Annotated in this window: 20 protein-coding genes and 2 pseudogenes; 10 read left to right on the top strand and 12 right to left on the bottom strand. The window is 59.3% G+C overall.

Annotated elements, in window-relative coordinates; translation table 11 throughout:
• Positions 1 to 38 precede the first annotated feature (38 nt).
• Positions 39 to 2,609: a DUF4011 domain-containing protein gene (locus NKJ94_RS05490; protein WP_352523392.1), complete on the bottom strand. Its 2,571-nt coding sequence runs from the start codon at positions 2,607 to 2,609 to the stop codon at positions 39 to 41.
• Positions 2,610 to 3,147: 538 nt separating this feature from the next.
• Between NKJ94_RS05490 and NKJ94_RS05485 the strand changes: the two genes are divergently transcribed.
• On the top strand, positions 3,148 to 3,813 hold the full coding sequence (locus tag NKJ94_RS05485; protein ID WP_352523390.1) for a thermonuclease family protein: 666 nt from the start codon (positions 3,148 to 3,150) through the stop codon (positions 3,811 to 3,813).
• Positions 3,753 to 3,956, top strand: a complete 204-nt coding sequence (locus NKJ94_RS05480) for an excalibur calcium-binding domain-containing protein (RefSeq protein WP_352523389.1) — start codon at positions 3,753 to 3,755, stop codon at positions 3,954 to 3,956. The genes NKJ94_RS05485 and NKJ94_RS05480 overlap by 61 nt, the downstream gene beginning before the upstream one ends.
• Before the next feature lie 29 nt (positions 3,957 to 3,985).
• Here the strand turns inward: NKJ94_RS05480 and NKJ94_RS05475 are convergent, their stop codons facing one another.
• The 10 genes and pseudogenes from NKJ94_RS05475 to NKJ94_RS05430 form a co-directional block, all read right to left on the bottom strand.
• On the bottom strand, positions 3,986 to 4,867 hold the full coding sequence (locus NKJ94_RS05475; protein WP_352491527.1) for a hypothetical protein: 882 nt from the start codon (positions 4,865 to 4,867) through the stop codon (positions 3,986 to 3,988).
• A gap of 126 nt (positions 4,868 to 4,993) precedes the next feature.
• A pseudogene (locus tag NKJ94_RS05470) lies at positions 4,994 to 5,140 on the bottom strand (DUF4236 domain-containing protein); the annotation flags it as partial.
• A gap of 58 nt (positions 5,141 to 5,198) precedes the next feature.
• Positions 5,199 to 6,239 carry an OmpA family protein gene (locus NKJ94_RS05465; RefSeq protein WP_352491463.1) on the bottom strand — a complete coding sequence of 347 codons (1,041 nt, stop codon included), beginning with the start codon at positions 6,237 to 6,239 and terminating at the stop codon, positions 5,199 to 5,201.
• A complete protein-coding gene (locus NKJ94_RS05460; protein ID WP_352516048.1) occupies positions 6,236 to 7,549 on the bottom strand; it encodes a methyl-accepting chemotaxis protein in 1,314 nt (437 codons plus the stop codon). The genes NKJ94_RS05465 and NKJ94_RS05460 overlap by 4 nt, the downstream gene beginning before the upstream one ends.
• Complete coding sequence (locus NKJ94_RS05455; RefSeq protein WP_352491465.1) at positions 7,549 to 8,319, bottom strand: hypothetical protein; 771 nt, start codon at positions 8,317 to 8,319, stop codon at positions 7,549 to 7,551. The genes NKJ94_RS05460 and NKJ94_RS05455 overlap by 1 nt, the downstream gene beginning before the upstream one ends.
• Positions 8,320 to 8,359: 40 nt before the next feature.
• The gene (locus NKJ94_RS05450) at positions 8,360 to 9,793 is read right to left on the bottom strand and encodes a hypothetical protein (RefSeq protein ID WP_352516062.1); all 1,434 of its coding nucleotides are present in this window, start codon (positions 9,791 to 9,793) and stop codon (positions 8,360 to 8,362) included.
• Positions 9,794 to 10,647: 854 nt separating this feature from the next.
• Positions 10,648 to 11,259, bottom strand: a complete 612-nt coding sequence (locus NKJ94_RS05445) for a nitrogen fixation protein NifQ (protein ID WP_352491520.1) — start codon at positions 11,257 to 11,259, stop codon at positions 10,648 to 10,650.
• A gap of 323 nt (positions 11,260 to 11,582) precedes the next feature.
• The gene (locus tag NKJ94_RS05440; RefSeq protein WP_352491466.1) at positions 11,583 to 11,783 is read right to left on the bottom strand and encodes a ferredoxin; all 201 of its coding nucleotides are present in this window, start codon (positions 11,781 to 11,783) and stop codon (positions 11,583 to 11,585) included.
• 40 nt (positions 11,784 to 11,823) lie between these two features.
• The gene (locus tag NKJ94_RS05435) at positions 11,824 to 13,041 is read right to left on the bottom strand and encodes a cytochrome P450 (RefSeq protein WP_352480501.1); all 1,218 of its coding nucleotides are present in this window, start codon (positions 13,039 to 13,041) and stop codon (positions 11,824 to 11,826) included.
• An 852-nt stretch (positions 13,042 to 13,893) separates the two neighbouring features.
• Positions 13,894 to 14,961 carry a hemin-degrading factor gene (locus NKJ94_RS05430; protein WP_352523388.1) on the bottom strand — a complete coding sequence of 356 codons (1,068 nt, stop codon included), beginning with the start codon at positions 14,959 to 14,961 and terminating at the stop codon, positions 13,894 to 13,896.
• A gap of 723 nt (positions 14,962 to 15,684) precedes the next feature.
• On the opposite strand from NKJ94_RS05430, the gene NKJ94_RS05425 reads away from it, so the two are divergent.
• Positions 15,685 to 16,005 carry a HesB/IscA family protein gene (locus NKJ94_RS05425; protein ID WP_023678237.1) on the top strand — a complete coding sequence of 107 codons (321 nt, stop codon included), beginning with the start codon at positions 15,685 to 15,687 and terminating at the stop codon, positions 16,003 to 16,005.
• Between the two features lie 69 nt (positions 16,006 to 16,074).
• On the opposite strand, the gene NKJ94_RS05420 is transcribed toward NKJ94_RS05425, so the two are convergent.
• The gene (locus tag NKJ94_RS05420; RefSeq protein WP_352523387.1) at positions 16,075 to 16,467 is read right to left on the bottom strand and encodes a hypothetical protein; all 393 of its coding nucleotides are present in this window, start codon (positions 16,465 to 16,467) and stop codon (positions 16,075 to 16,077) included.
• Between NKJ94_RS05420 and nifS the strand changes: the two genes are divergently transcribed.
• The 7 genes and pseudogenes from nifS to NKJ94_RS05385 all read left to right on the top strand — a co-directional run bounded on the left by nifS (position 16,466) and on the right by NKJ94_RS05385 (position 23,061).
• Positions 16,466 to 17,683: a cysteine desulfurase NifS gene (nifS, locus tag NKJ94_RS05415; protein ID WP_352523384.1), complete on the top strand. Its 1,218-nt coding sequence runs from the start codon at positions 16,466 to 16,468 to the stop codon at positions 17,681 to 17,683. The genes NKJ94_RS05420 and nifS overlap by 2 nt on opposite strands.
• A pseudogene (gene nifV, locus NKJ94_RS05410) lies at positions 17,680 to 18,887 on the top strand (homocitrate synthase). The gene nifS and the pseudogene nifV overlap by 4 nt, the downstream one beginning before the upstream one ends.
• Positions 18,884 to 19,264 carry a nitrogenase stabilizing/protective protein NifW gene (nifW, locus tag NKJ94_RS05405; protein ID WP_352466655.1) on the top strand — a complete coding sequence of 127 codons (381 nt, stop codon included), beginning with the start codon at positions 18,884 to 18,886 and terminating at the stop codon, positions 19,262 to 19,264. The pseudogene nifV and the gene nifW overlap by 4 nt, the downstream one beginning before the upstream one ends.
• Positions 19,265 to 19,453: 189 nt before the next feature.
• Positions 19,454 to 20,305 (top strand): electron transfer flavoprotein subunit beta/FixA family protein, encoded by an 852-nt coding sequence (locus NKJ94_RS05400; protein ID WP_352466656.1) that lies wholly within the window; start codon positions 19,454 to 19,456, stop codon positions 20,303 to 20,305.
• An 18-nt stretch (positions 20,306 to 20,323) separates the two neighbouring features.
• Complete coding sequence (locus NKJ94_RS05395; protein ID WP_352523382.1) at positions 20,324 to 21,433, top strand: electron transfer flavoprotein subunit alpha/FixB family protein; 1,110 nt, start codon at positions 20,324 to 20,326, stop codon at positions 21,431 to 21,433.
• A gap of 9 nt (positions 21,434 to 21,442) precedes the next feature.
• Positions 21,443 to 22,750, top strand: a complete 1,308-nt coding sequence (locus NKJ94_RS05390) for an FAD-binding protein (RefSeq protein WP_352523411.1) — start codon at positions 21,443 to 21,445, stop codon at positions 22,748 to 22,750.
• Positions 22,751 to 22,761: 11 nt separating this feature from the next.
• Complete coding sequence (locus tag NKJ94_RS05385) at positions 22,762 to 23,061, top strand: ferredoxin family protein (protein WP_023678245.1); 300 nt, start codon at positions 22,762 to 22,764, stop codon at positions 23,059 to 23,061.
• Positions 23,062 to 23,090: the final 29 nt, after the last annotated feature.

Raw genomic sequence — 23,090 nt, 5'->3', positions numbered from 1 at the left:
CGTCTCCTATGCATGAGGCTCTGCGCCGGCCAGCCGGCTTAACCCTCGTACCGTTGCATATCGGATGACGGGCCGCCCTCAGGCCCAGCAATCATAGGGACTAGCGCCAGCAGTGGCACAGATGGCGATCGCTCCCCACGCCAATCTGCCCCGAAGGCGGAACGGCCAAAAGCGTCGCCTTCGCGGACTCTTGCTGCGGCAGCCTGACCCTTCATCAACAGGTCGAGGAGACCAACTATCTGCGTCGCAGGCGCGCTGGGGTCGACCACAATAGTCCGCACAAGTGCAGTGGCGCGACGGTAGTCGCCGTTCAATGCTTTCAATATCCCGGTGTGTGTGGCGAGCGCTTGCCGCGCCGCGGCCACGTCGGTACTCCACGCGGCATCAACAACCTTGCCCTGAAGCTCGGCTCTGGCAGTCTCTAGCGTCGCTACGCTATCGGCAAGGTCGCCTGCCTGTTCCAGCCCAGAGTCCCAAACGGTGGCTGCGAATGCCTCAGGGCTCGCATCGGGGGCTGCCGCAACTCTCTCGCCAGTCACCACTAACCTGAGAAGTCCTGCAAGCGTGTCCGGTAGGACCGTAGACCCCAGTTCTTGATTTAGCCGCTCAGCTTCTTCCTGCAAGCGTGGCAGCAACACGGTTAGTTGGCGCGCACGATGGAAACCATCTTTCGGAAATTCCGAGGGAAGCTTTGCAAGCTCTGTCTCGAGACCTTCAATTGGCGTGTCGATAGCCATCGTCGCCAACTGCTCTGAAAGTTCCTCGGACTTGCGGGCGAAATCCGTTCCTGACCAGAGAAGCGATGAAGTGTCTTTCGGACGCTCATCCCATACCGGCGAGACGAGCGCCTCGGCAGGAAGCCCAGGCGCAGACGCAAGAAGTTCAGCGCGATCTTCTATCTCACCGCTGTCGCTGAGAATTTGCGGAGGCTTCGCCTCGATCCGCTCAGCAATATCGACCAGTTTGGCGTGCAGCGCCTTGGCTTGATCCAGCAACGCCGCGATGCGTGGGACGAGCCTCTCAATGGTCGTTGGAAGAACGACATCCAGGCCAACTCCCCTCCATGGGTGGTGGATGGGCAAGCCGATCTCGTTGATCCGTTGAGAGACCTCATCGAGCAATTTGCGACGTTGCGAAACGCCATCATTTGTCCAGCTTGTGGCGTCCGTAAGTTCGATGTCCACGGGTTTCTGACCGGCCTGCCTTAGGCGGGTCAGCTGACCTAGAACCTGATAAGCGGTGAGTTCGGAGGCTCCATACGGAACATGCATCCTTGTAGCATGTGCATTGAGTTTATCCCTAGCCTCCAGCAGGCGTTCAGTAAGAGAAGAAGCCAGCTGTCCGCGAGGCGATCCGAGTTGCCAGGTGCGCCGCAACTCCTCCAGCATCATGCGCTTGTTTGCCTTGTTGCTATGGAGCTCGAGGCAGGCGTCGCCCACCCCCGCAGTGTCAAGCCGTCGCTTCACGACCTCAAGTGCGGCCATTTTTTCCGCAACGAACAGCACGGTCTTTCCGTCGGCAACGGCCGACCCGATAATGTTCGCAATCGTCTGCGATTTTCCTGTCCCGGGAGGACCTTGGATAACGAGGTCGCGACCCTTTCTTGCATCATGGATCGCCAGCGTCTGAGAACTGTCACTGTCGACGATATGCAACATTTCGGCAGGCGCAATATGCGGATCAATCGCAATGTCGTCCGACATCAGCGGTTCGCGTGTTTCGAAACCATCTGAAAGAAGCGAGCGGATCTTCGGTTGTTCGATAATCTTTGCGCCATCCGGCCAGAGATCCGGATCCAGGTCACGGTACATCAAGAACTTAGCGAACGAGAAGAAGCCGAGCACCATATCATCGGCAAGCACCTGCCAACCCTCTTTGGTCGACACTGCTTCGGCAACGGCATCGAGATAGGCCGAGACGTCGAAGTCGTCTCCTACTTCAAAACGCGGCAGGGCGAGCTTGTGGATACGGTCGAGATAGAGTTCCAAGGAGAGGTTTGCGGTAAGATCTTCCGGACGAGCTCGCAGCCGAAACTTTTCTCCAGCGGCCCCTCGCTCAAGCCGTACCGGCACCAAAATGAGAGGAGCCTGACGGTTGTTTTCTTTGTTGTTCGGGTCAATCCACTTCAGCATGCCAAGGGCCAGAAAGAGGATATTGACGCCCTGCTCTTCCTCAAGTGTGCGGGCATCGTGGTAGAGATCAAGGAGCCGGCGCTGCAGCCCCGTTGGGGTCATCCTCGTCTGAAGCTTGGTGTCAGAATGTCGCGCAGATACCCCTCTATCGTCGAATCCTTCGTCCTCAGGCTGAGCAAGAGCAACGGGGGAATAGTCGATTTCCTCGTCTGGAGGGCTGCTTTCAACCTGGCCTGCCTTCGGCCGATCCGGCTTGCCGGCCAGGAAGGTAAAAGCCTTTCCTTCGCTCACCAGCAATCGATAGATCTCAGACGACCTCTCGTCGACAATATCGATCGTCTTCGCGCTCTTTGAAAACCGTGGCACATTCAAAAGTCGGTTGCGAGCAGAAAGGTCGAGCAATTCCATCCTGGCTCGCTCGAGCTTTTCCTTTAAAGGCAGATCGCTTTGGAAGACCGATTTTTCAACTTCCGACACTCACACCCCCCTGATAGGCTGGACACATAGAGCCTACACAAGGGCTGTCCGCAACATAAAATGCTCGTTTTTCAACTTCGAATGGCTGCCACCAACACTTCAATCGTTTTAGTATTGTGAGCACCGCGGCTTAGTGGAAAAATTGCGGATGTTTGTTTAATGTTCCGGACACTTCGCATCCCCACCTTGATCTCGAGGTTCCCTTTCGGACAAAATGCCATCATACCTCTGGACGAGGTGTTGGCAGCTCTGGCATCTGCCTCGCCGGCCACGACCAACTGGCGCACAAGCCGACTTCTTTTTCAATCGGCCCTCCTAATTGCATTCCGAGAAAACTTGTAGGCTCCAGCGCGGAAAGATGGTCGTGTTCACGAAAAGGGCAACTACAAAGTCGTGACTTCGGGCTGATCTGCGAAGGCACCATGGTGTTCAAAGCGCCGAACTACAAGGCAAACCAGCGCCAGCGAAAAAGGCGCCTACGAAGCGTGCAGAGGCACGTTAGAAATCATGCAGCCTGCGTTTCGCAAAGGATCGGAAATTGAATAACAATCGCTATTCTCATCGTCGCCGCGCGCGACCAAGGCGCGGCGCGGAACCAATCGTCCGCAGACGTTTCTTTCCAGATGTGCCCTTGCCTCTGATCCTAGTGATCGTGGTGGCCTTGGCTGCTTACGCCACCCACTATTTTACAGGGCCGGGCGACCAGTTACGTGGTCTGGATATAGCAAACTCGACCGGGTCGAGACCGGCGCCGATTGTCGGCATAGCATCGGTGGTTGATGGAGACACGATAGAGATCCACGGGCAGCGCGTCCGCTTCAACGGCATCGATGCACCCGAAAGCCGCCAATACTGCAATGACGCGAGCGGACATCAATACCCCTGCGGGCGCCAGGCGGCCGAAGCACTGGCGAATTTCCTTGCGGCTTCGCGGCCTGTCCAATGCACATTTGTTTCATGGGATCGGTACCGTCGCTTCGTCGGTGATTGCCGTCGCGCGGACGGTGTCAGCGTCGCGTCCTGGATGGTTGAACATGGTCGAGCCTTGGACTGGCCCCGCTACAGCCACGGGGCCTATGCGCAACAGCAAACTAAGGCTGAAACCGCTAAGGTCGGAATCTGGATTGGAACTTTTGACAAGCCTTGGGCGAAGCTACGAACCCAACCAAAAGCCCACTTGGGCTCATCAGCCGTCGCCAAGTAGCACAGAGCTACTCATGCCAACCTCGCCGCTTTTGCAGGCAGATTTCATCTTGCGAAGAAGCGCGTTGGTATCTCGCCAACTGCTCATGGGGGAGCAAGTTGGATCGAGATAGCGATGGGATTCCATGCGAAGGCGTTTGCTGACCTGGCCATGCTTTGAGCCATCGCCACTATCAGTCCCTTGAGTGCGCGTTCAGCGTTATGGATTGGCGGTCGGAGCTTCGATGCAATTGCGCGAGTGCCGATAGAGCCTGGCAAAAGGGCTGGCTGACGTTTGTCTTGGAAAATTCCACCAGCTCGTTAAGTCCGGACGGGCTAGAAAACCGCAACGCTTCGTAGCGGCAGACAGGGATCTGCCGATTGTCTTTGAAACGCTTGTCGGGCCCGCCGTTTTTGTTTGGGTGAGCCCAAGTGTAGCTCACGATCTCCGCATCAGATGGAACTTTGCCGGTCTCGATAAAATTACTCGGGGCGAATTGGGTCTGCAGATCGGCATATCCGACTGCGCCGTATCGGTTTCCGTCCTTCACCAGCACTAGGTCAGGCATGAAGAAGAGCACCTGCCGACCCACATGGATTGAAGGCGGAGTAACGTTGCTGCGCACAACCTTCGGCAAGGAGCTTTCAAGTGTCGTGGGCTTTTTATCGACCAGCATGCTGGCCCCGGCATTTCGCTTCCAAGCCGTCAGATCCTCTATCTTGCCGCCGGCAGCGACATGCCATCTCCCGCCGCAGCCGGTGAGAGTTTCGAACGCGCCGACAAGTCGCCCGTAGGCGGCCTCCGCGTCTTTTTCCAAATCGTAATAGAGCACGCTTACCCGGCGGTAGCTGTCAAACCATTTGCCAATGAGCATACCCGGCACAAAGGCACCGATGCCCAGCACCGGTGCGGCACCTCCGAGCTTGGTCCCCACAAGGAAACCTGCAATCCCGAACAGAACCGCGAGTGCTACGGACAGCCGCGTCTGCGATTGCCTAGCATTGATTTCATCGAGTACATTGGCAAATGTCTCGTCACGCATCTCCACCACATCGCGGGACTCGATTTCCCTCATTACGACGCCGTCAGAGACGTACTCCGGGGGCGAGGATTGTGGACGGGGTTGCGGCGCAGATCGGGTTTGAGAGAGCTGTACTACCTTCTTGGCGCTAGCCTTGCCTAAAGTGCCACGATAGTAGAGCCCACCGACGCCGGCGTGGATGTAGTGACCTCGTGGCCCAGTGCCGATGCGGAGGCCCTTCACGCCAACGGAAGCGCCAACCCCGCCGGACGAAAAGTTAAAGCGGAATGGTCCCGCACTGATCGATTTTCGAACGTAAAACCCCATAGCCCAATCCCCCAACTCAACTGCCGTACCGGCTAAGGCGCCAGTCTCTCGTCCCCATTCATGGCTTGGCGCCACCAACCGGCGCCAATTTTGATCGCTGCCTCACCCTAATCTCGATTCGCCTTCGAGCCCGCACATCGCCCATCTGCGCTCCGTCGGTGAGATGATCGCCGGGCAGGATGAGCTGACCACCTGACATCGGCAAAATCGTAAACCCCTTTAATGCGGGCATGTCACTGAGCACACTCGTGACTGAAATCGCGCGCGCCAGACCAAGGCCGGCATTGTCGGCGGGATGGAGTGAGCCGATTTCCACTTTCCCTGACAAAACCGGTTGGAGCCCTTTGTCCATGTTGGAGGATTCGCCCGCCATTGCCTGTTCGTCCGTGTGTCCAATCACCTCAATCACGTCGACACCGTAAGAGGTCGCAGTGCCGGCGATTGTCTTCGCAAGATCGCGCAACTTTGTTTTGAACGGATCCGAAAGCTCTGCGCTTCCGGTATCGAAATTATAGCCATCCAGTTCGCTGAGACTAATGATCGGCGGCCAATCGTGAGGTTTTGCTGCTTGCGTCGGCTCTGCAGCCTTCTTGAGCACATCAGCCAGATCCTGCAGCCCTTTGTCGGTGCCGATGTAACCAAATTCTTTCAAGACCTTCGCCGCATCTATCATGGCCTTGGCCTGATCAACGCTTATGTCGTTGTCCGCAAGGACCTTCGCGACAGGGGCATTTCGCACGACCTCCTCCAGGGAAATACCTGCTTCCTTGACCGACTTAACAGCATCCTTGGCCAGGACCAGCTCGCGCCATTCTTCGTCGGGAACGGTTCCTCCGCTCGCGGGCTGAAACACCGCTTTTATCTGAGCCAGAAGCCGCTTGTTTTCGGCTTCGAGCCTCTGCACGTTTTCCTTGTTTGATTGAGCGGCTCGCAGCGCCTCATCGGTCTCTTTCTGCTTTTTCGTGATGATAGCACCGGCTGCTAGCAGCAGGCAGAACACCAAAAGCAGCATCGTCTCGGCCATGGTCAGGCCCAGTATCAAACCGCGGCCGTAACCCTTGCGCTCGAAGGCGACCGAAGTTCCGCCAGCGTCACTCACCTGCCCCACCAACTGGTTCGCTTAGGCGGTTCCGTTCGTTCGGCGGGAGGCTCGCTTCCCAGAGTTTGGAAAGCGTCTGGTTGGGGCTCAGGCTCGACCCTAATCGGTGCGCTCTCGACGGTGTCATTTGCGGCCAGATCTGCCAGTGGCTGTTCGATCGCGATAGGAGCGTTGAGAGGGGGAACAGGCCTCGGCGCGTGGAGGCTTCTTCCTGCCAAGGTTGCGACAAGGTCTCCGGTGTCCTTGCTTTGCTTTTGCACCACTGCAGCAAGCGCCTGGGTCAAGCGCTGTTGCGCTTGGACACTCTCCGCTGTTTGCTCTGCGGCTGCCACAGCCCTTTCCACACCTGCGGCCACTTTAGCCACAGCATCAACGATGCCCGCCATGCGGGCTTGCTGTTCCTGCGAAGCCGTCTCTGTTTTGACAGCATATTGGGCGACCGCGCTGCCAAGGAGTTTCACCATCGGCGCCAGATCGTTCTTAAGGACCTCATCAGGGACGACAACCTTCTCTAACTTGGTGGCTACGCTGTCGGCCTGTTCACCCAGTCTGCCAACTGAAGAGGACATTGAGCTGTTGGCCTTGTCGAGCAGATCGGCTGCCGCCTCGACGCGCTGTGCGATCGACGAGAACTGACTTTCGATCTGCCCAAAATTATCGCTCAAAGCATTGCTGAGCTTTCCCGAGGCCTCTTGAACCGGTTTGATCGATTCCATCGCGATTTTATCTAGCGCCGATCTTATGTGCTCTCCGTTCCGCTCCGCTTGAACGGCAATTTCGGCAAAACCCTCCTCCAACATCTGATTGCTGACGCGGCGAAAGTCAGCGAATTCCCTGGTTACACTTTCCATCTCAGCTCTTACACGACGCGTCATATCGGCGAGCTCGTGCCTGGCCGTCCGTTCGATGTCGGCAGGATCGCGGCGCATCTGATTGTAAAAGATCCGCAGAGCAATGCCCGTGATCGTCGACGTCACCGCGATACCAAAGTTCCTCACGATTGTGTCGGTGGATCCTTCGGAACCAAACTGAAACAGCGATACGCCGAGACTCGTCAACGTAAACAGGAAACCCATGTAGTAGAGATTGTCGCCAGTCTGCTCATCGTGGAGCCGCAGCTTGCCGGTGAAGACGGACGCGGCAAGATAGATGAGCATCAGGCATACCGGTGCGCTCGCCGCCATTATCGGGTCTACGCCCGACAGCTTGGCTATTGCGATGAACACACAGCCGCCCAGGGTTAGTGTCGCAAAGACGACAAGGGGCAGGCTCGGATGTCCCAAGAAGGACTCCCCTCGCTTCTTGGCCATCAGTTTAACCCCTCCAACCCTACCAGCTTCTCAAACTCGCCATGATGAGCTTGAACCCACCGGGTCCAGAACTCTGCATGTCCGAAAGAGCCAAATGGCTTCTTCGCCCTATCGACATAGAGTATCGTAACCCCCACGCCATCAAGCGATGTCCCGTAGGTCCTGTCGGCCGAACTATCAAGGTACTTCTGGTAATCGAGACCCGAACGATATTGTGAGTACAGCGCCGTATGTTCAATCATATCCGACACGACTATTATTCGCTTTGCGGTCTTCTCTTTCGCCAAACCGCTATCGAATAATGACAGTTTGATTTTTTGCATTCCGGCCATGATTGGAGATTGGCTAGCGGATTCTCCATTGGGAATCTGGTCGGGAAGCTTCGTCAGAGGATCCTCGAATGCATCTTCCCATTTCTTCTGCCGCCGGGACGGATTGTTCGTCCAGCTGTCGACCGTCGAGCCATCGCCCGGGTTGCATCCATCAAACATCACAGTCAGGTCGCCGGGGGTCGGGCCCAGCGTCAATATCCTCAGATAGCCGCCGGGCTCGACGCGCCCAATGGTCTTACGGAATTCATTCTTCAAATCGGCCATGGTTATTGGCGAAATCGGGTCGGTGGCGTCGATCAAGACCGCCGTCAGGCTTACAGGACCGGCCAACGGGCAATTCGTGCTGGCGTCGATTTGGTCCTTCCCGGATCTCGACCACATCCAAACAAAACCGGCCAGCATCGCAGCCGACAGCACGGCCAATCCAACTGCTGCCACAATGGTGCCGCCACTGCCATTCTTTCTTCTGCGGCCCCGCCTAGCCATTCACGCTGTCCGGATGAAGCTTGTCGAGATCTCGGTACTGTTCGATCCCCCGCTCGCATTCCAGCCCGATGAGCCGCACCTGAGCGTTGAGTTCTTCCTGCGCGTCACGAATTGAGGCGCCCAGGTCCTTCTCGCTCCATTCATCGTCGGACGATATCAGGGGTTTTATGCGCTCGAGTCTGTAGGGCGTGGCAAAATGTTTTGGCGCTGGCTCTGTGCGGGCCTGGATATTGGCCTCCCTGTACTTTGCGAGAAGCTGGTTGCAGGCTCGCTCCAGCTGGTCTTGATGCTGCACAAAGAGCGTCAGCAGCCTCGACCGATGATCGATGATCGCCCGATGCTCCCTGCGTCTGCTCCCCAGCCGCTTGACGATGTCCTCCACCTTCTCGTTGTGCTCATCGCGCACCTCTTGCAGAGCCTCGATGAGCTCGCTCTTGCGCTCGATGTAGTCTTCCCTGCGAGCGACCAATCTGTTTTCGACACCCGCATAGCCTGGGTATGGGTCGAGAACGAACCAGCCGTCGATAAATGCAAAAATCGAAAACATGAGACCGATGCCGAACAGAAGCCAGGATTTCACATCCATAAGGCCGGCCGGATTGGCGAGCATGCTGCGCACAACCTCGACACCGGCTCCGTTCACAAAGGACCCGCTGACCTCGCGGTAATGTGCAAGCGCTAGGTTTATGGTCAATGCCAAGCCGATGTATGCCACTATCGACAACGCGCCGATCACCTTCACGAAAAACGATCTGTGAGTCACCAGGCGTGCACAGAATATTGCGAAAAGCAGAGCGGCGCCGATGTTCAAAAACGAGAACGCGGCGGCTTCGAGGAGTCCGCCAAAAAATCCCTGTTCATTTCCCTTGGCAAGGAAATTTCCGTTCATCGCCGTTTCAATCAGAAACAGGAAAATCAGCAAGGAAATTCGGAAAACGTAGGCTGCTCCGTGCTGAATCCTAACGGCGCGGACAAGCCCGTGCTTCTGTTTGAACCAGGCGTGCTCCTTCTCCGCGTCGTTGAGCGATTTTCGCAATCCGTGAAGTTCGTCCAGGCCTACCGCGATCGAGGCCTTGAAATCAGAAACACTGGCGGCGTTCGCCTGACGGATCAGACCAAATTGCTCTTCAAAGTCGAGGCCCGCCAAACGTCCGGAGAGAAGCTGCAGGCTATCCTCGAGGGTGTGGTGTGCCGCCTTTTTTTCGTCCTCGACCCTCTCGATGACTGCATGCTCAACGTCGTCGAAATTCTTGGCCGCCTTCGGAGGTTGGTTCGCCTCGCCCCGCTGCTTTCCGCGATCTCCAAGATCCATTTCGCGATCAATTTTCGCGACATCCAAGCTATTGAACAATTGGGTGCTGGCGCGGAAATCGTGATTTGCCTCTAGCAGTGACTCTCGCAGTTTATTTAGCTTTTCGAATTTTATTCCCACAGCACCGCACCCAGATTTTGTACCTCTGCCCGCACAAATGGCTTCTATGCACAGTAGAAGCAAAGGGCAACTGCGTCTTCGCAACTCTGCGGTCCACTGCTCACGAGACGATCGTCTGATGTAAAAATGACCACGATAGCTGCCGTGGCAAGCGGGCTTGGGCGAATGAATAGGCCAGGCAGCATACTCTTCTCCGCCGGGCTTTGTGGCGAAGGAACTGAAGATCACGCCAACGAGCTGATAAAATCGACTCCAGAGGCGTTTGCGCAGTAGCAGAAGCGCGCGCCCTATTTGGCTGGGACTAGACTGCCGACCCCAATGTCCGCCGTCCTGTGAAACCGGCTACGACCTCGATTGCTTCGTCGGCGACGTTGATTCGTTTGAGGCCAACAGAATTAGTCTTGAGCTTGATCGCCAACTTTTCTGCATCCTTCAACCGGGCCAACTGCTGCTCCAACTGGGCTTGCAGCTTTGCAATTTCCGGTTCAGGTCGAAAGTCGCCTTCTCTTCGAGCGCCTTTCTTATCGGCCCGCTGAAAATCGGTCGAAGTCTGGCGTTACCAGGTATAATGCTGACGTCAACAATGGACGCTTCGATATACCCGTCCACGTGGCCAGTTCCGTTCGTTCTTGCCGACTGGTTCTGCTGGGCGCAGTTATTTATGGCGCCTTGCTTGCCGCAGGGGCCATTCGCAGGTCGCGGCCAGTCATCTTGCCCAGGAGGCCGAAAAGAGGGCTATCGCTGCCGAAATGGCCGTCTCAACGATGGCGTCCGTGGAGATTTGACAACAGACATATGGCGCGGCGCGAGCGCTGACGCTGTACGACTGACGCAAGCGGCTCTCAATCCTAGGCGTTGTCCTTGGTCCGTGTGAGGCGGCTTTCGCCTTCATCCGGGCCGAAGCAGCTTTCGAAATCATTGCAGTCCCGGCAACTGGGGGCGCTGCACAGCGAAAAACCTTCGGCCTCGCAGAGCTTTCGGTAAAAGTATTTTTTCCATTTCATGTTTTGGGTGTTGCCGGCCGCCAGCGTCGGAAAATGCGAGGCGAGCAGGCGGCCGAGGTCGGTTCGATTAAAAAGGCCAAGGTCCTGCCAGAGGTGGTCATTGCGCATCGCACGCCGGGCGATGATCTTGGCGAAGCGGGCGCTCGCCGGGTCGCCATGTCGGGCATGCGCCAGCAGCAGTCCATGCAGAAGTTCTTCTTCCAGATCCGGCTCGGGCTCGCTCACCTCTTTCAAGGCAAACGCGTTGATAGGAAAAGCAGGGAAACAGCGGACCAGGACATCGCGCAACTCGGCGCGCGAAAGTCCGGTTGCCTCCGTCGCCGTCGCCTCGCCGGCCTCGATCTCCTCGAGCGCACGTGAAAGCACACAGGCAAGCACATGCTGGTCGAACCTCCTCTCCAGCTCGATGTGCGGCCATTGGCCGGTGCTGAGCCGGGCATAATGTTGGGCAAATATGGTGCGTTCTCCTGGTTTCGTCCTATCAAATCATGCAGAGACCCGGCCTGCCGCAACATGGGTCGGGCAGTTCTTCGGTATGGCACTCCGGGTCGCCTCGCGTCGAGTAGTTCGGCAATTCTCGTCTGGTCCGTCGGCTCTGACGCAAATTCTGTGATTGGAAGAGGTGTTCGCGAACCCCTGCCCTGCCGTTTGCGCCTCACGGGGAACACTGGCGCCGGAAATGCCCCTGCAGAGTTGGACGTGAACCGTGCGGGACAGAGGTCGCGTGCTGAGTGCGGCCACATGGTTCAAGCCCGCCAGACTCTCGGTTGAATGAGTCCTCAAAGCGCGCAGCGGGTGAGTTCCAGCGCACGTTCAGGACAGGATCGCGCGCCCCGCGATGCAGGCAGTTCCTCCCCTTCCGCAACTTCAATGTCACCGGGCAGGATGTAGCCCTCGTCATCAAGCTTGAAGATGTCCGGCGCTTGCGCCGCGCATCGCGCGTGACCCTGGCATTTGGCCTTTTGGACGATGATGCGCATTGCGCTGCCTCCATTGTCTGTGCCCCGGGTCGGGGCGGGCCTAAGACCAGTCCAGGATCAAATTTTCGATCCCGAACACATGGCCGCCAGAAGTTATCGGTGCCGTACCCTGCTTGATCCTGAAAGCCGGGATGCGCGCCAACCACTCCTCCAGGCCAATGACAATCTCCCGCCGGGCAAGGTGTGAGCCAAGGCAACGGTGGGGACCATAGCCAAACGCTGCGTGGCGGTTGTCCTCCCGCTCCAAATCGATTGTGTTGGGGCATTCGAATTCCGCCGGGTCACGATTGGCAATCATCGTGGCGCAGGAAACATAGTCCCCCTTCCGGATCGGCGCGCCTTCGAAGTCGATATCTTTCGTAGCCACGCGGATCAACTGAATGGGCGGATAGGCCCGCAGCAATTCTTCGGTTGCGAGCGGGATGCGGTCCGGTTCGCTCCGCAGCAATTGCTGATCTTTGAGGTTGCGCGCGAGGTACGCCAAGTCAAAGCCTATAGCTGCTGCGACCGTGTCGAGCCCAGCGACGAAGACAAGCACGCCGATGCCGCGGACTTGGGTGTCCGTCAGCCGGCGGCCCTCGACCCGTGCCTGCACGATAAAGCTCATGAAATCGTCAACCGCCTCCTGGCGGCGCATGGCTGCAAGTTCGTCGATGAATGCCACGATCGTCCGGGCAGCCACAGGTCGTTCCTTATCGTCGCCGTGGAGCAGATCTTTCCCCCAGCCGACGAATGTATCGAGTCGGTCATCGGGCAACCCCAGAAAGCGAAGAAAGGTGCTCACCGCGAAAGGAAAGGCAAAATCCTTCATCACGTCGCAGCTTGTGCCCGACGCGGCGATCCTTTCGATCAGCTCGACCGCCCGTTCGCGGACAGCCGGTTCCAAAGCCAACACCCGCTTTGGCGAAAGCAGCGGATTGAGCAGTGAGCGAAAGACGCCATGGGCCGGTGGATCGAGCTCAAGCGGGATCGTCGGCCAGTTTTCACCCAGTATGGAGGAGAAGATGCTGCGATGGCTGGAAAAAGTCTCTGCGTCCTGCAGCACCTTCCGCTGGTCCGCGGCACGGGTGATGACCCAGGTACCCCGGCCATCTTGCGTGTTGTAGCGGGAGTAAAAGATCGGAGGCCCGTCATGTACGCAAGCGACAGCTGCGTGTGGATCCCCGTTGGGTGTTGGTGGCATCCCTGGCGATGTAAACAGGCTGAAGTCCCTCACCATTTCGGGCGGGACATGATCTGGAACGGGGTTGGTCGCCATTTTGTTTTCTCTACATTGGCGTTCATGGCTCGATTGAGATTGCACCGCTGTTCATAAAGTCGATTTCCAGCATGGGCACGTCTCTTGTCGGGCGCCTTCTAGATTCTGTCGCCTGATACAGCCCACCTGCACCAGCGCGGATGAGATCGGTTGCGAAGTCGATCAGAAGGGGCATCTCCGCCGCGCTGCGGGCATGAAGCAAAGCCGCCGCTTATCCCCGTTAGGGTTGAGAGGCTGGTCAATCACCTCTGAGCTCCGTGACGCACTGCTGATGCCCTGCTGATCAAATTGTCGAAGCAAGTCGCGTGCCGGATAGGCGTACCCATGGCGCTGCACCAAGCAATGCCAGCCTGCACTAGGCCCGCCGCTGATGATCACCTGTCCATCATTCTTAGGACAACGTCCGACAACCGACATCCGTGGTCGGTTTTGTCGAGTCCGCGACATCGGGCTGTTCGGCCTGGCTGCTGCTGCACAGCCTTCCGGTCGACGAGCGAGGAGATCGCTCGCACGGCCCGGATTGAGCAACGACGCGATCCAGCGCAAGGTTCGGGTGCGGTCCGACAAGACCCGGCCGCGCTTCCGCTTCGGTTCGGCGCTGATGGCATATGCGTTGTTGTAGCCGCTGCAAGGATTTCCGGTCAGACGAGCGATGCACTCGTGCGCAGCGATCCGGCCGGCGACGAGCCTGACTGTATCGATGCGGTCAATTCCGGCGTGCACACCTGACCGTGCGTATGCGCTAACACGGCAAGCTCTATCGCACATGGACCTATATTTCCTCGCGAGCCGCTGTCGGAACGTGGCGCCGAGCCCTATGGCGGCCGGTTCAATCCTACGGGCCTGCCGGCTCTACACATCCCTGTCGGTCGGACCGGGAACGCGTGGCAGACTCTCGGCCAGAAACCGCCAGTCGCTGCGCTCGCGTTCGCCTTCCTTGCGCGTGCCGAAGAACTGGATGATCATCTTGCCGTCGGCGCCATAGGCTTCAACGGACGTGACGTGACCGTCCCTCGTCGGCTTGCGCACGGCCCAGACCTCGCGGATGTGATGGGTCCTAAGATGCAGATGGAAGGTCTCGTCTAGCACATTGATCCGCGGCCCGATCTGCTTGACCGACTTGATCGGGCCGGAATGGATCTGGATGCAACCACGATTGCCGACAAAGCACATGATCGGCATCTCGTCTTCGGCCGCCTGTTGGAACAGGGCGCCAACGGCATCATTGTCGAGCAGCCAGGCGTAATCCTCGTCGGCCATACGCATCGCCTGGCAGCGGCTGAGCTTCAGTGTTTTCAACATATGGTAGAACTGATGCACGTCGCTCAGCCGGCTCCAGTGCTCGCGTAGGTCGTCGACCGTGGCGGTTTGGTCTGGACTCACTGCGTTATCGCGCGCCCCGCTCGCCTCGACCGATATGATCGGCTCCTGGTCGGAGGATACGAGCTCTGCCGCCAGATTCTGATAGGCGTGCAGGTTCGAGGCGGGCCTGAGATGTATTTTGTGCATCGCCTCGCCGGTGGCATCAAAGAATTGCAGGCTGCGGCGGATCTCGGCTCCCTCGCGCTTCTCGACGGCGAAGCCATACGCCCACGCTTTCGGGAAGATGCGCAGGCCGATGTCGTCGCCGAGCACCATGGCATGCTGGTTGCCGGTGACCACTTTTTCGTAGACGCCGATCTTTTCGTGCACGGCACTTTCATTGCGGGTGAGCGCCATCACCTCGCCGACCGCTTCGAGGCCGGTCAGCAGATCATCGACGCGCGGCTCGATGCGCACCGCGCCGTGACCACAATGCGCCGCGACCAATTCCGCTTCCGAAATGCCCAATCGAGCGGCGAGATCATGCTCCCGGATTTTCGGATTGTCTTCGCACGCCCGCCGGATTTCGTCCGGCGACGGTTTCTCGCGCTGGTCCATGTCTTACCCCTGCTTCCACCTACGTGTGAGGATCAGCTGCCCTGCCGGTGAATCTTCAGCCGATCGGGCGCGCCGTAATGCTCGACCCTGATCTGCTGCTGGCCCGTGAACAAAGTGTCGCTGGACAGCGTGCGCACGTCGTCGCACCCGCGCGAAAACCGGGGGTGCTATCGGAGCGGCGAGACCCGAGTGACACGAGCAGGCACATGCCGATGGAATCTCATCGAGCCGGCCGGCGGCCACCGGGCGGTGGTGAGCGATTGTGGGTGTTGTCGCAATCGGCCAATCGGTCATTCGGATGCCACGGGCGGCGCTGCTTCGCCAAACAAAGCGTGTCTGACCCAGTCCTGACATGTTGCTCCCTTGCTTCGCCGCATCGATCGCGAGGGCACCCACGACACGATTGTGGATCGGCAGTCTCTTGCCGCCTCGCCAGTGGAGCCTCAAAAACCGTGCCAATTGCGCCGAAGCAGCTCAGAAGGAGTCTTCTGTAATGGTCATTGGTTTAATGTGAGTTCAGCCAACAACTCAGGCCCAACATCCCGCGTGGCGGACCCGACAAACCCGACAGTACGTGTCGGTTGGCCGACACCTTCGCAGCAATGGACTCACAAGAACCACCGCAGGGTCAGAGATGCCGCGCTGTGTTGAAACGGTTTTCGCTTTGGCACGGTGCATGCAGCGTGATGCGCAAGCAGGTCCCGGACTGAGGAGAATGGAGCCATGATTACGCTCACCGACAACGCTGTTGCCGCCATCAAGACTGCTCTTTCCCGCGCCAGCGAGCCGGCGGAAGGCTTTCGCATCATGGTCCAGGCCGGCGGCTGCGCCGGCTTCAAATACTTAATGGGCCTGGAGAGCGTGTCGCGCGAGGGCGACGCGATCACCGAGACAGATGGGATCAAGCTGTTCGTGGACGCGGGCTCCCAACCCCATGTCGCCGGCATGACCGTCGACTTCCTCACCGGGCTCGAATCTTCCGGCTTTGTCTTCGATAACCCCAACGCGCGCGAGAAGTGCGGCTGCGGCAAGTCCTTCAGTTGATCGCCCGAAGCGCCTGTGCGGGTCCATGAAGCGATTGCCGCCAACGGACTCTTTTGCGGAAGAGGAGGCTTACATGGCCGGCACAACAGATGTCCCCGTCCTCAACAACAAGGCAAGGTCAAAGCCGATCTCGGGACCGGCAATCGCTTCCGGTAGGATGCAAAGAACGTCGCCTGCCGAAACAGTTCGGTTCCTGGTGGCACCCGAGCTGCTGGCGGCCAAATCGCGCCGCTGCGCCAAATTCGGCTTATCGATAACGTTGTCGTGTTCGGGCGTCCTTACCTGCGGGCTGACGGCGGCGACTGCGGACTTGTCCATGTCGACGCCGATCCGGTCTAAGTCAAACTCTCGGGCGTCTGCGCCGGCTGCCAGTTCGGGCCCATCATCATCAACGGCATACGCCAGAGGCTCAATGAGGCGGTCGCGCGCTCGCGTCATTCCGGTCAACTGAGGATCGCACATGAAACCTGTCTACCTCGACAACAATGCAACCACACGGGTCGATCCTGAGGTCGTGCAAGCGATGTTGCCGTTCTTTAGGGATCAATTCGGCAACCCTTCGTCGGCGCACGCTCTTGGCGCCTCAGTCAGTGCGGCGGTGAGAAAGGCGCGGCGGCAGTTGCAAGCTCTGATCGGCGCGGAGTTCGACGATGAGATCACCTTCACCTCGGGTGGGACAGAAAGCGACAATGCAGCGCTTCTTTCGGCGCTCGAGGCGGCGCCCAACCGAACCGAGATCGTGACGTCCGCGGTCGAGCATCCCGCCGTGCTGACGCTCTGCGCGCATCTTGAGAAGACCCGCCGCGTCAAGGTGCACAGGATCCCGGTGGATTGCCGTGGCCGGCTCGACCTCGACGCCTATATGGCCGCCCTCACCCCACAGGTGGCAATCGTCTCGATAATGTGGGCGAACAATGAGACTGGTGTGATCTTCCCCGTGGCCAGGCTTGCCGAGTTGGCCAAGGAAGTGGGCGCCCTTTTCCATACCGATGCTGTGCAGGCGGTCGGCAAGCTTCCGATGGACCTGAAGTCGACCGCAATCGACATGCTGTCGCTCTCCGGCCACAAGCTGCACGGGCCGAAAGGGATCGGCGCGCTTTTCGTAAAACGTGGCGTCAATTTCCACTCGCTGATCAAGGGGGGCCACCAAGAACACAACCGGCGTGCTGGCACCGAGAATACGCCCGGCATAGTCGGGCTCGGCATGGCGGCCGAACTCGCCTTGAAATTCATGGACGACGAGACCACACGGGTAAAGTCGCTCCGCGACCGTTTAGAGGACGGGATTCTCCAGCGCATCCCAAGCACCTGTGTCACTGGAGATCCCCTGGAACGGTTGCCCAACACCGCAAACATCTCCTTCGAACATGTCGAAAGTGATGGAATTCCACTCCTCCTCAGCCGCGTGGGCATCGCGTGTTCCTCCGGCTCTGCCTGCACCTCCGGCTCTCTGGAACCGAGCCATGTCCTGAGCGCGATGAAAACGCCACACGCGGCAGTCCGCTTCTCCTTGGCGCGGGACAACGGCGAAGCGGACGTCGACCGGGTGCTCGAGGTCATGCCGGCAATCGTGGAGAAGCTGCGTGGCTTTCCCAGTTCTGGGCCGGGTAAGCGAAGCTCCGAAGACGTTCAATCCGGTCTATGCCTGAGCGGCAGCAGAACCGGCTACCGTTTATGACCCGTCATGTCTTTCTCAACGATACGACCTTGCGCGATGGCGAGCAGGCGCCCGGCGTCGCCTTTACCACGACGGAAAAGCAGGAGATCGCCGAGTCTCTTGCGGCGGCCGGCGTCACAGAGATCGAGATCGGCACGCCGGTCATGGGCGCCGACGAGATCGAAACAATTCGCGCCGCGGTCGCGCGGTGTCTCCCGGTTCGGCTCATGGCCTGGTGCCGGATGACGTCGCTGGATCTCGATGCAGCGATCGAGAGCGGCGTCCACGCCGTCAATCTATCGCTGCCTGCGTCGGACATCCAACTTGCCGCCAAGCTCGGCCTCGATAAGGCGGAGCGCTCCAGGTCATCGAACATATGGTGAGGCGCGCAGCCGCCGCCGGCTTCTTCGTCGCGGTGGGCTGCGAGGATGCCTCGCGGGCCAATCGGGATCATCTCGCCCGCGTCATCGAGACGGCTGCACACGCCGGCGCAAGCCGCGTCGGGCTAGCCGACACAGTCGGCGTTCTCGACCCGTTTTCGACCTTCGAACTTGTCGTCCAGCTTGTGGCGCAGTCTCCAATCGACCTTGAATTTCATGCGCACAACGATCTCGGACTTGCTGCCGCCAACACGCTGGCCGCAATCCGCGCAGGCGCGCGCCATGCGTCCGTCACCGTCCTGGGGCTCGGCGAGCGTGCGGGCAATGCCGCGCTGGAAGAGGTGGCCGCCGCGATGGCGGTCCTCGACGGCGCGGATACCGGCATCGAGCTGACCGCATTGCCCGACCTCGCCGCCCAGGTGGCTTGGGCCGCCCGCCGGCAGACCGCGGCCATTAAGCCGGTCGTCGGCGCCGATGTTTTCACCCACGAATCCGGCATTCACGTCGCAGGGCTGCTAAAGGACTCGCGTACTTATCAAGGGCTCGATCCGGCTCTCGTGGGCCGCTGCCGGCGTATCGTCATCGGCAAGCATTCCGGCGCCACTGCGATTGCCCATGTGCTGAGCGAAAGCGGTCGCGATCTCGACCCGGATCTGGCAGCCGCGATGGTGGCCCGCGTCCGGCGCGAGGCGGCCGAGACCAAATCGACCGTCACTGCAACTCAACTGGTCGAGCTCTACGATGGAATGTGCAGCGAGGCATCCCTCGCGGAGCTGTGCGGGTCCAGGTCAGCCGTGCGCGAGCGCACCGACACCACAGTTTTCCGACCAGGGAGAATGCAATGAATTGTTCCGCTGACAGCCGCCCCATCGATGTCACCAACATCCTCGCACGACTGAAGCGCCTGTCGGCTGCGGAGGAGTTCTTCTCAGTCCTTGGCGTCTCCTATGACCCGAAGGTGCTGAATGTCTCGCGGCTCCATATCATGAAGCGCGTGGGCCAATACCTTGCCGAAGAAGATTTCTCCGGTCTGCCCGACCAGGTGATTGCCGCGCGGGTGCGCGCGACGCTCGAACGCGCTTACGAGGACTTCGCGATTTCCTCGCCGCTCACGCATCGGGTCTTCAAGGTGCTCAAAGACCACGATCCGAACAAACCTGCCACGCCGGGCCGCACCTTTGTCCCGTTCGACTCCGTACTGAAGCGGTTCGGACAGGAATGACCGCGACACGGATTGCGACGCGACAATGTCGAGAAGCCGACAAATCCGGTCATCACCACAGCGCCCTCAGAAGCAACCAAGCGAAGTTCTAGGAATTGGGGGCAGCGCAAAACAGTTGGCACGAATGATGCAACCCAAGGAGATGAACCGCCAAGCCCGCATCCGGACAGGAGCCTGGAGAAACCGCCAATGCACATCGTAATCTGCATCAAGCAGGTGCCGGACTCGGCACAGATAAGGGTCCATCCGGTGACGAACACGATCATGCGCCAGGGTGTTCCGACCATCATCAACCCTTACGACCTGTTCGCCCTCGAAGAAGCCCTCAGACTGCGCGACGCCTATGGTGGCGAAGTCACCGTGCTCACTATGGGTCCGCCCATGGCAGAGGACGCGCTGCGCAAGGCGCTCGGTTACGGCGCCGACCGAGCGGTGCTCTTGACCGACCGCTATTTTGCCGGCTCCGACACGCTGGCGACCTCGTTCGCCCTTTCCCAGGCAATCGCGAAGGTTGGCGAGACGTTCGGCACGCCAGACCTCGTCTTCACCGGCAAGCAGACGATCGATGGCGACACCGCCCAGGTCGGGCCCGGCATCGCCAAGCGCCTCGGACTCCTGCAACTGACCTATGTCGCGAAGATCGCCTCTATTGACCTTGCTGCGCGCGAGATCAAGGTCGAGCGCCGCTCCGAAGGCGGCACACAGATGCTGAAGAGCAGGCTCCCTTGCCTGATCACCATGCTGGAAGGCACAAACGAGATCCGCCGGGGCTCGATCCAGGACGCCCTGTGCGCCGCGCGCAGCCAGGTCTTGAAATGGAGTGCGGCCGACGCCGGCATTGAGGATCTCACCAAATGCGGCCTACGCGGTTCACCGACGGTGGTCAAGCGCGTTTTCGCGCCTCCTGCGCGAGCGGAAAAGGCGGCAAAAATCGACACCGCCGAGATGGCCTTGCGCGATGTCGCTGACGAACTCATCACGGCAATCTTCACCCGCCAGCCGGCATTGGAACATGAGCTCGCCTTCAACGGCGGCGCGTGAGAGGGCAAGGAGCAGACGATGTCGAACGCGAACCGAGAAACCCCTCGCCCTGCCGCCGGCCGTGCCGGCATAAAGAAGGAGCTGCCCGCGCATTTCAAGGACTACCGGCACGTTTGGGTTTTCATCGAGCTCGAACGCGGCCAGGTCCATCCCGTATCATTCGAACTGCTCGGCGAAGGCCGCAAGTTAGCAGACAAGCTTCAGGTCCAGCTTGCAGGCGTCGTGCTTGGACCGCCGGGAGAGGCCATCGGGAACGCCGTTGCCGAAGCGTTCGCTTATGGCGCCGACCTTGTCTACATCGTCGAGGCGCCGCTGCTCGCCGACTATCGTAACGAGCCATTCACCAAGGCGATGACGGATCTGGTCGATACCCACAAACCCGAGATCCTTCTTCTCGGTGCCACCACACTCGGCAGGGATCTTGCCGGCTCCGTGGCGACGACCTTGCAGACAGGGCTCACGGCCGACTGCACCGAACTTGATGTGGATACCGACGGTTCGCTCGCCGCCACCCGTCCGACTTTCGGCGGTTCCTTGCTGTGCACGATCTATACGCTCAATTTCCGCCCCCAGATGGCGACAGTGCGACCGAGGGTCATGCCCATGCCACCGCGGGCGGATAAACCGGTCGGGCGTGTCATCCGGCACAAGCTCTCGGTAGCCGAGAACGAGATCGTTACCAAAGTCCTGGGCTTCCTGCCGGATAGTCAGTCGGCAAAGGCAAATCTTGCCTATGCCGACGTCGTGGTTGCGGGAGGCCTCGGTCTAGGCGCGGCGGAGAACCTGCAGCTTGTGAAGAATCTCGCGCGGGCAATTGGTGCCGAGCATGGCTGTTCGCGCCCGTTGGTCCAGAAGGGCTGGATGCCGGCTGATCGGCAGATCGGCCAAACTGGCAAGACCATCCGGCCGAAGCTTTACATAGCGGCTGGGATTTCCGGCGCCATCCAGCACCGGGTTGGCGTCGAGGGGGCGGATCTCATCGTGGCCATCAACACCGACCCGAACGCGCCGATTTTCGATTTCGCCCACCTCGGGATCGTCACCGACGCGATCCGCTTCCTGCCCGCACTGACGGAAGCCTTCACCCGGCGGCTGTCGCCCCACAGTCGCGATAAGCTTGCGAGCTAAGGGATGGACATGATTGAGGAACAATTCGACGCGATTGTTATTGGGGCCGGCATGTCCGGAAACGCAGCTGCTTACACCATGGCCAGCCACGGCCTGAAGGTGCTGCAGTTGGAGCGGGGTGAATATCCGGGCTCCAAGAATGTCCAGGGTGCCATCATGTACGCGAACATGCTGGAGAAGATCATCCCGGATTTCCGGGACGATGCGCCTCTCGAGCGGCATTTGGTTGAACAGCGGCTTTGGGTGATGGACGACACATCCCATACCGGGATTCACTATCGGTCGGACGACTTCAATGAGGCGAAGCCCAACCGCTACACGATCATCCGTGCCCAGTTCGATAAATGGTTTTCACGTAAGGTGCGCGAGGCCGGCGCGACGGTTCTGTGCGAGACGACCGTGACGGAACTCATCCGTGACGCCAAGGACAGGGTGATCGGCGTCCGCACAGACCGGGCCGGCGGAGCCATCTACGCGGACGTGGTCGTCCTCGCAGAAGGTGTATGCGGACTGCTTGGCACGCGGGCCGGCCTGCGCGAGATGCCGAAGCCGCAAACCGTGGCGCTCGCCGTCAAGGAAATGCATTTCCTGCCCGAAGAGGTCATTGAGCAGCGGTTCGGCCTGAAAGGCGATGAAGGCTGCGTGATCGAGGCGGTGGGCACGACCTCCCGCAGCATGGCCGGGCTCGGCTTCCTCTACACCAACAAGGAGTCGATCTCACTGGGCATTGGCTGCCTCGTCTCCGATTTCGCCGCGATGGTCGAGAGCCCTTACGTCCTCCTCGACGCCTTAAAAACCCATCCTTCGATCCGGCCGCTGATTGCCGGCTCGGAAGTGAAAGAATATTCCGCGCATCTCATTCCCGAAGGCGGCTACAAGGCTATTCCGCAGCTCTTTGGCGACGGTTGGGTCGTGGTCGGCGATGCCGCGCAACTGAACAACGCCATTCACCGCGAGGGTTCGAACCTCGCCATGACCTCCGGCCGCATCGCGGCTGAGGCAATCATCGAGGTCAAGAGCCGCAACGGTCCTATGACCAAACGGAATCTCGCCCTTTACAAAGCCCTGCTGGACAAGTCCTTCGTGGTCAAGGACCTAAGGAAATACAAAGACATGCCGGCCTTGCTCCACACCAATTCCTGCAATTACTTCACGACTTATCCGCGGTTGATGTCGCAAGCCGCGCAGAACTTCATGCGTGTCGACGGCACGCCGAAGATCGAGAAGGAAAAGGCGACCACGGCGGCCTTCATCAAGGCGCGCTCGCGCTGGGGGCTGGTCAGCGACGCGGTCCGCCTTGCATTGGCGTGGCGCTGAGGGGAGACGAAATGACGATCGCAGTGACGAAGTCACGTGTCGAGGACAAGCTTTACCAGAACCGCTACTTGGTGGATTCCGGCCGTCCGCATATCAAAGTGCGACCGCACGAGAGGCCAAGCGCGAACTTGCTCGCGCTGACCCACGTCTGCCCCGCGAAATGTTATGAGTTGAACGACAAAGGTCAAGTGGAGATCACTGCCGACGGCTGCATGGAGTGCGGCACCTGCCGGATTTTGTGCGAGACCAGTGGCGAGATCGAGTGGAACTATCCACGCGGCGGCTTCGGAGTCCTCTTCAAATTCGGATGAGGACGCACGCACCGTATCAAGAGGGTCAA

This window comes from Mesorhizobium sp. M0060 (genome assembly GCF_040323155.1).
Taxonomy (GTDB): Bacteria; Pseudomonadota; Alphaproteobacteria; order Rhizobiales; family Rhizobiaceae; genus Mesorhizobium.
This window is presented reverse-complemented; position numbering and strand designations above follow the sequence as displayed.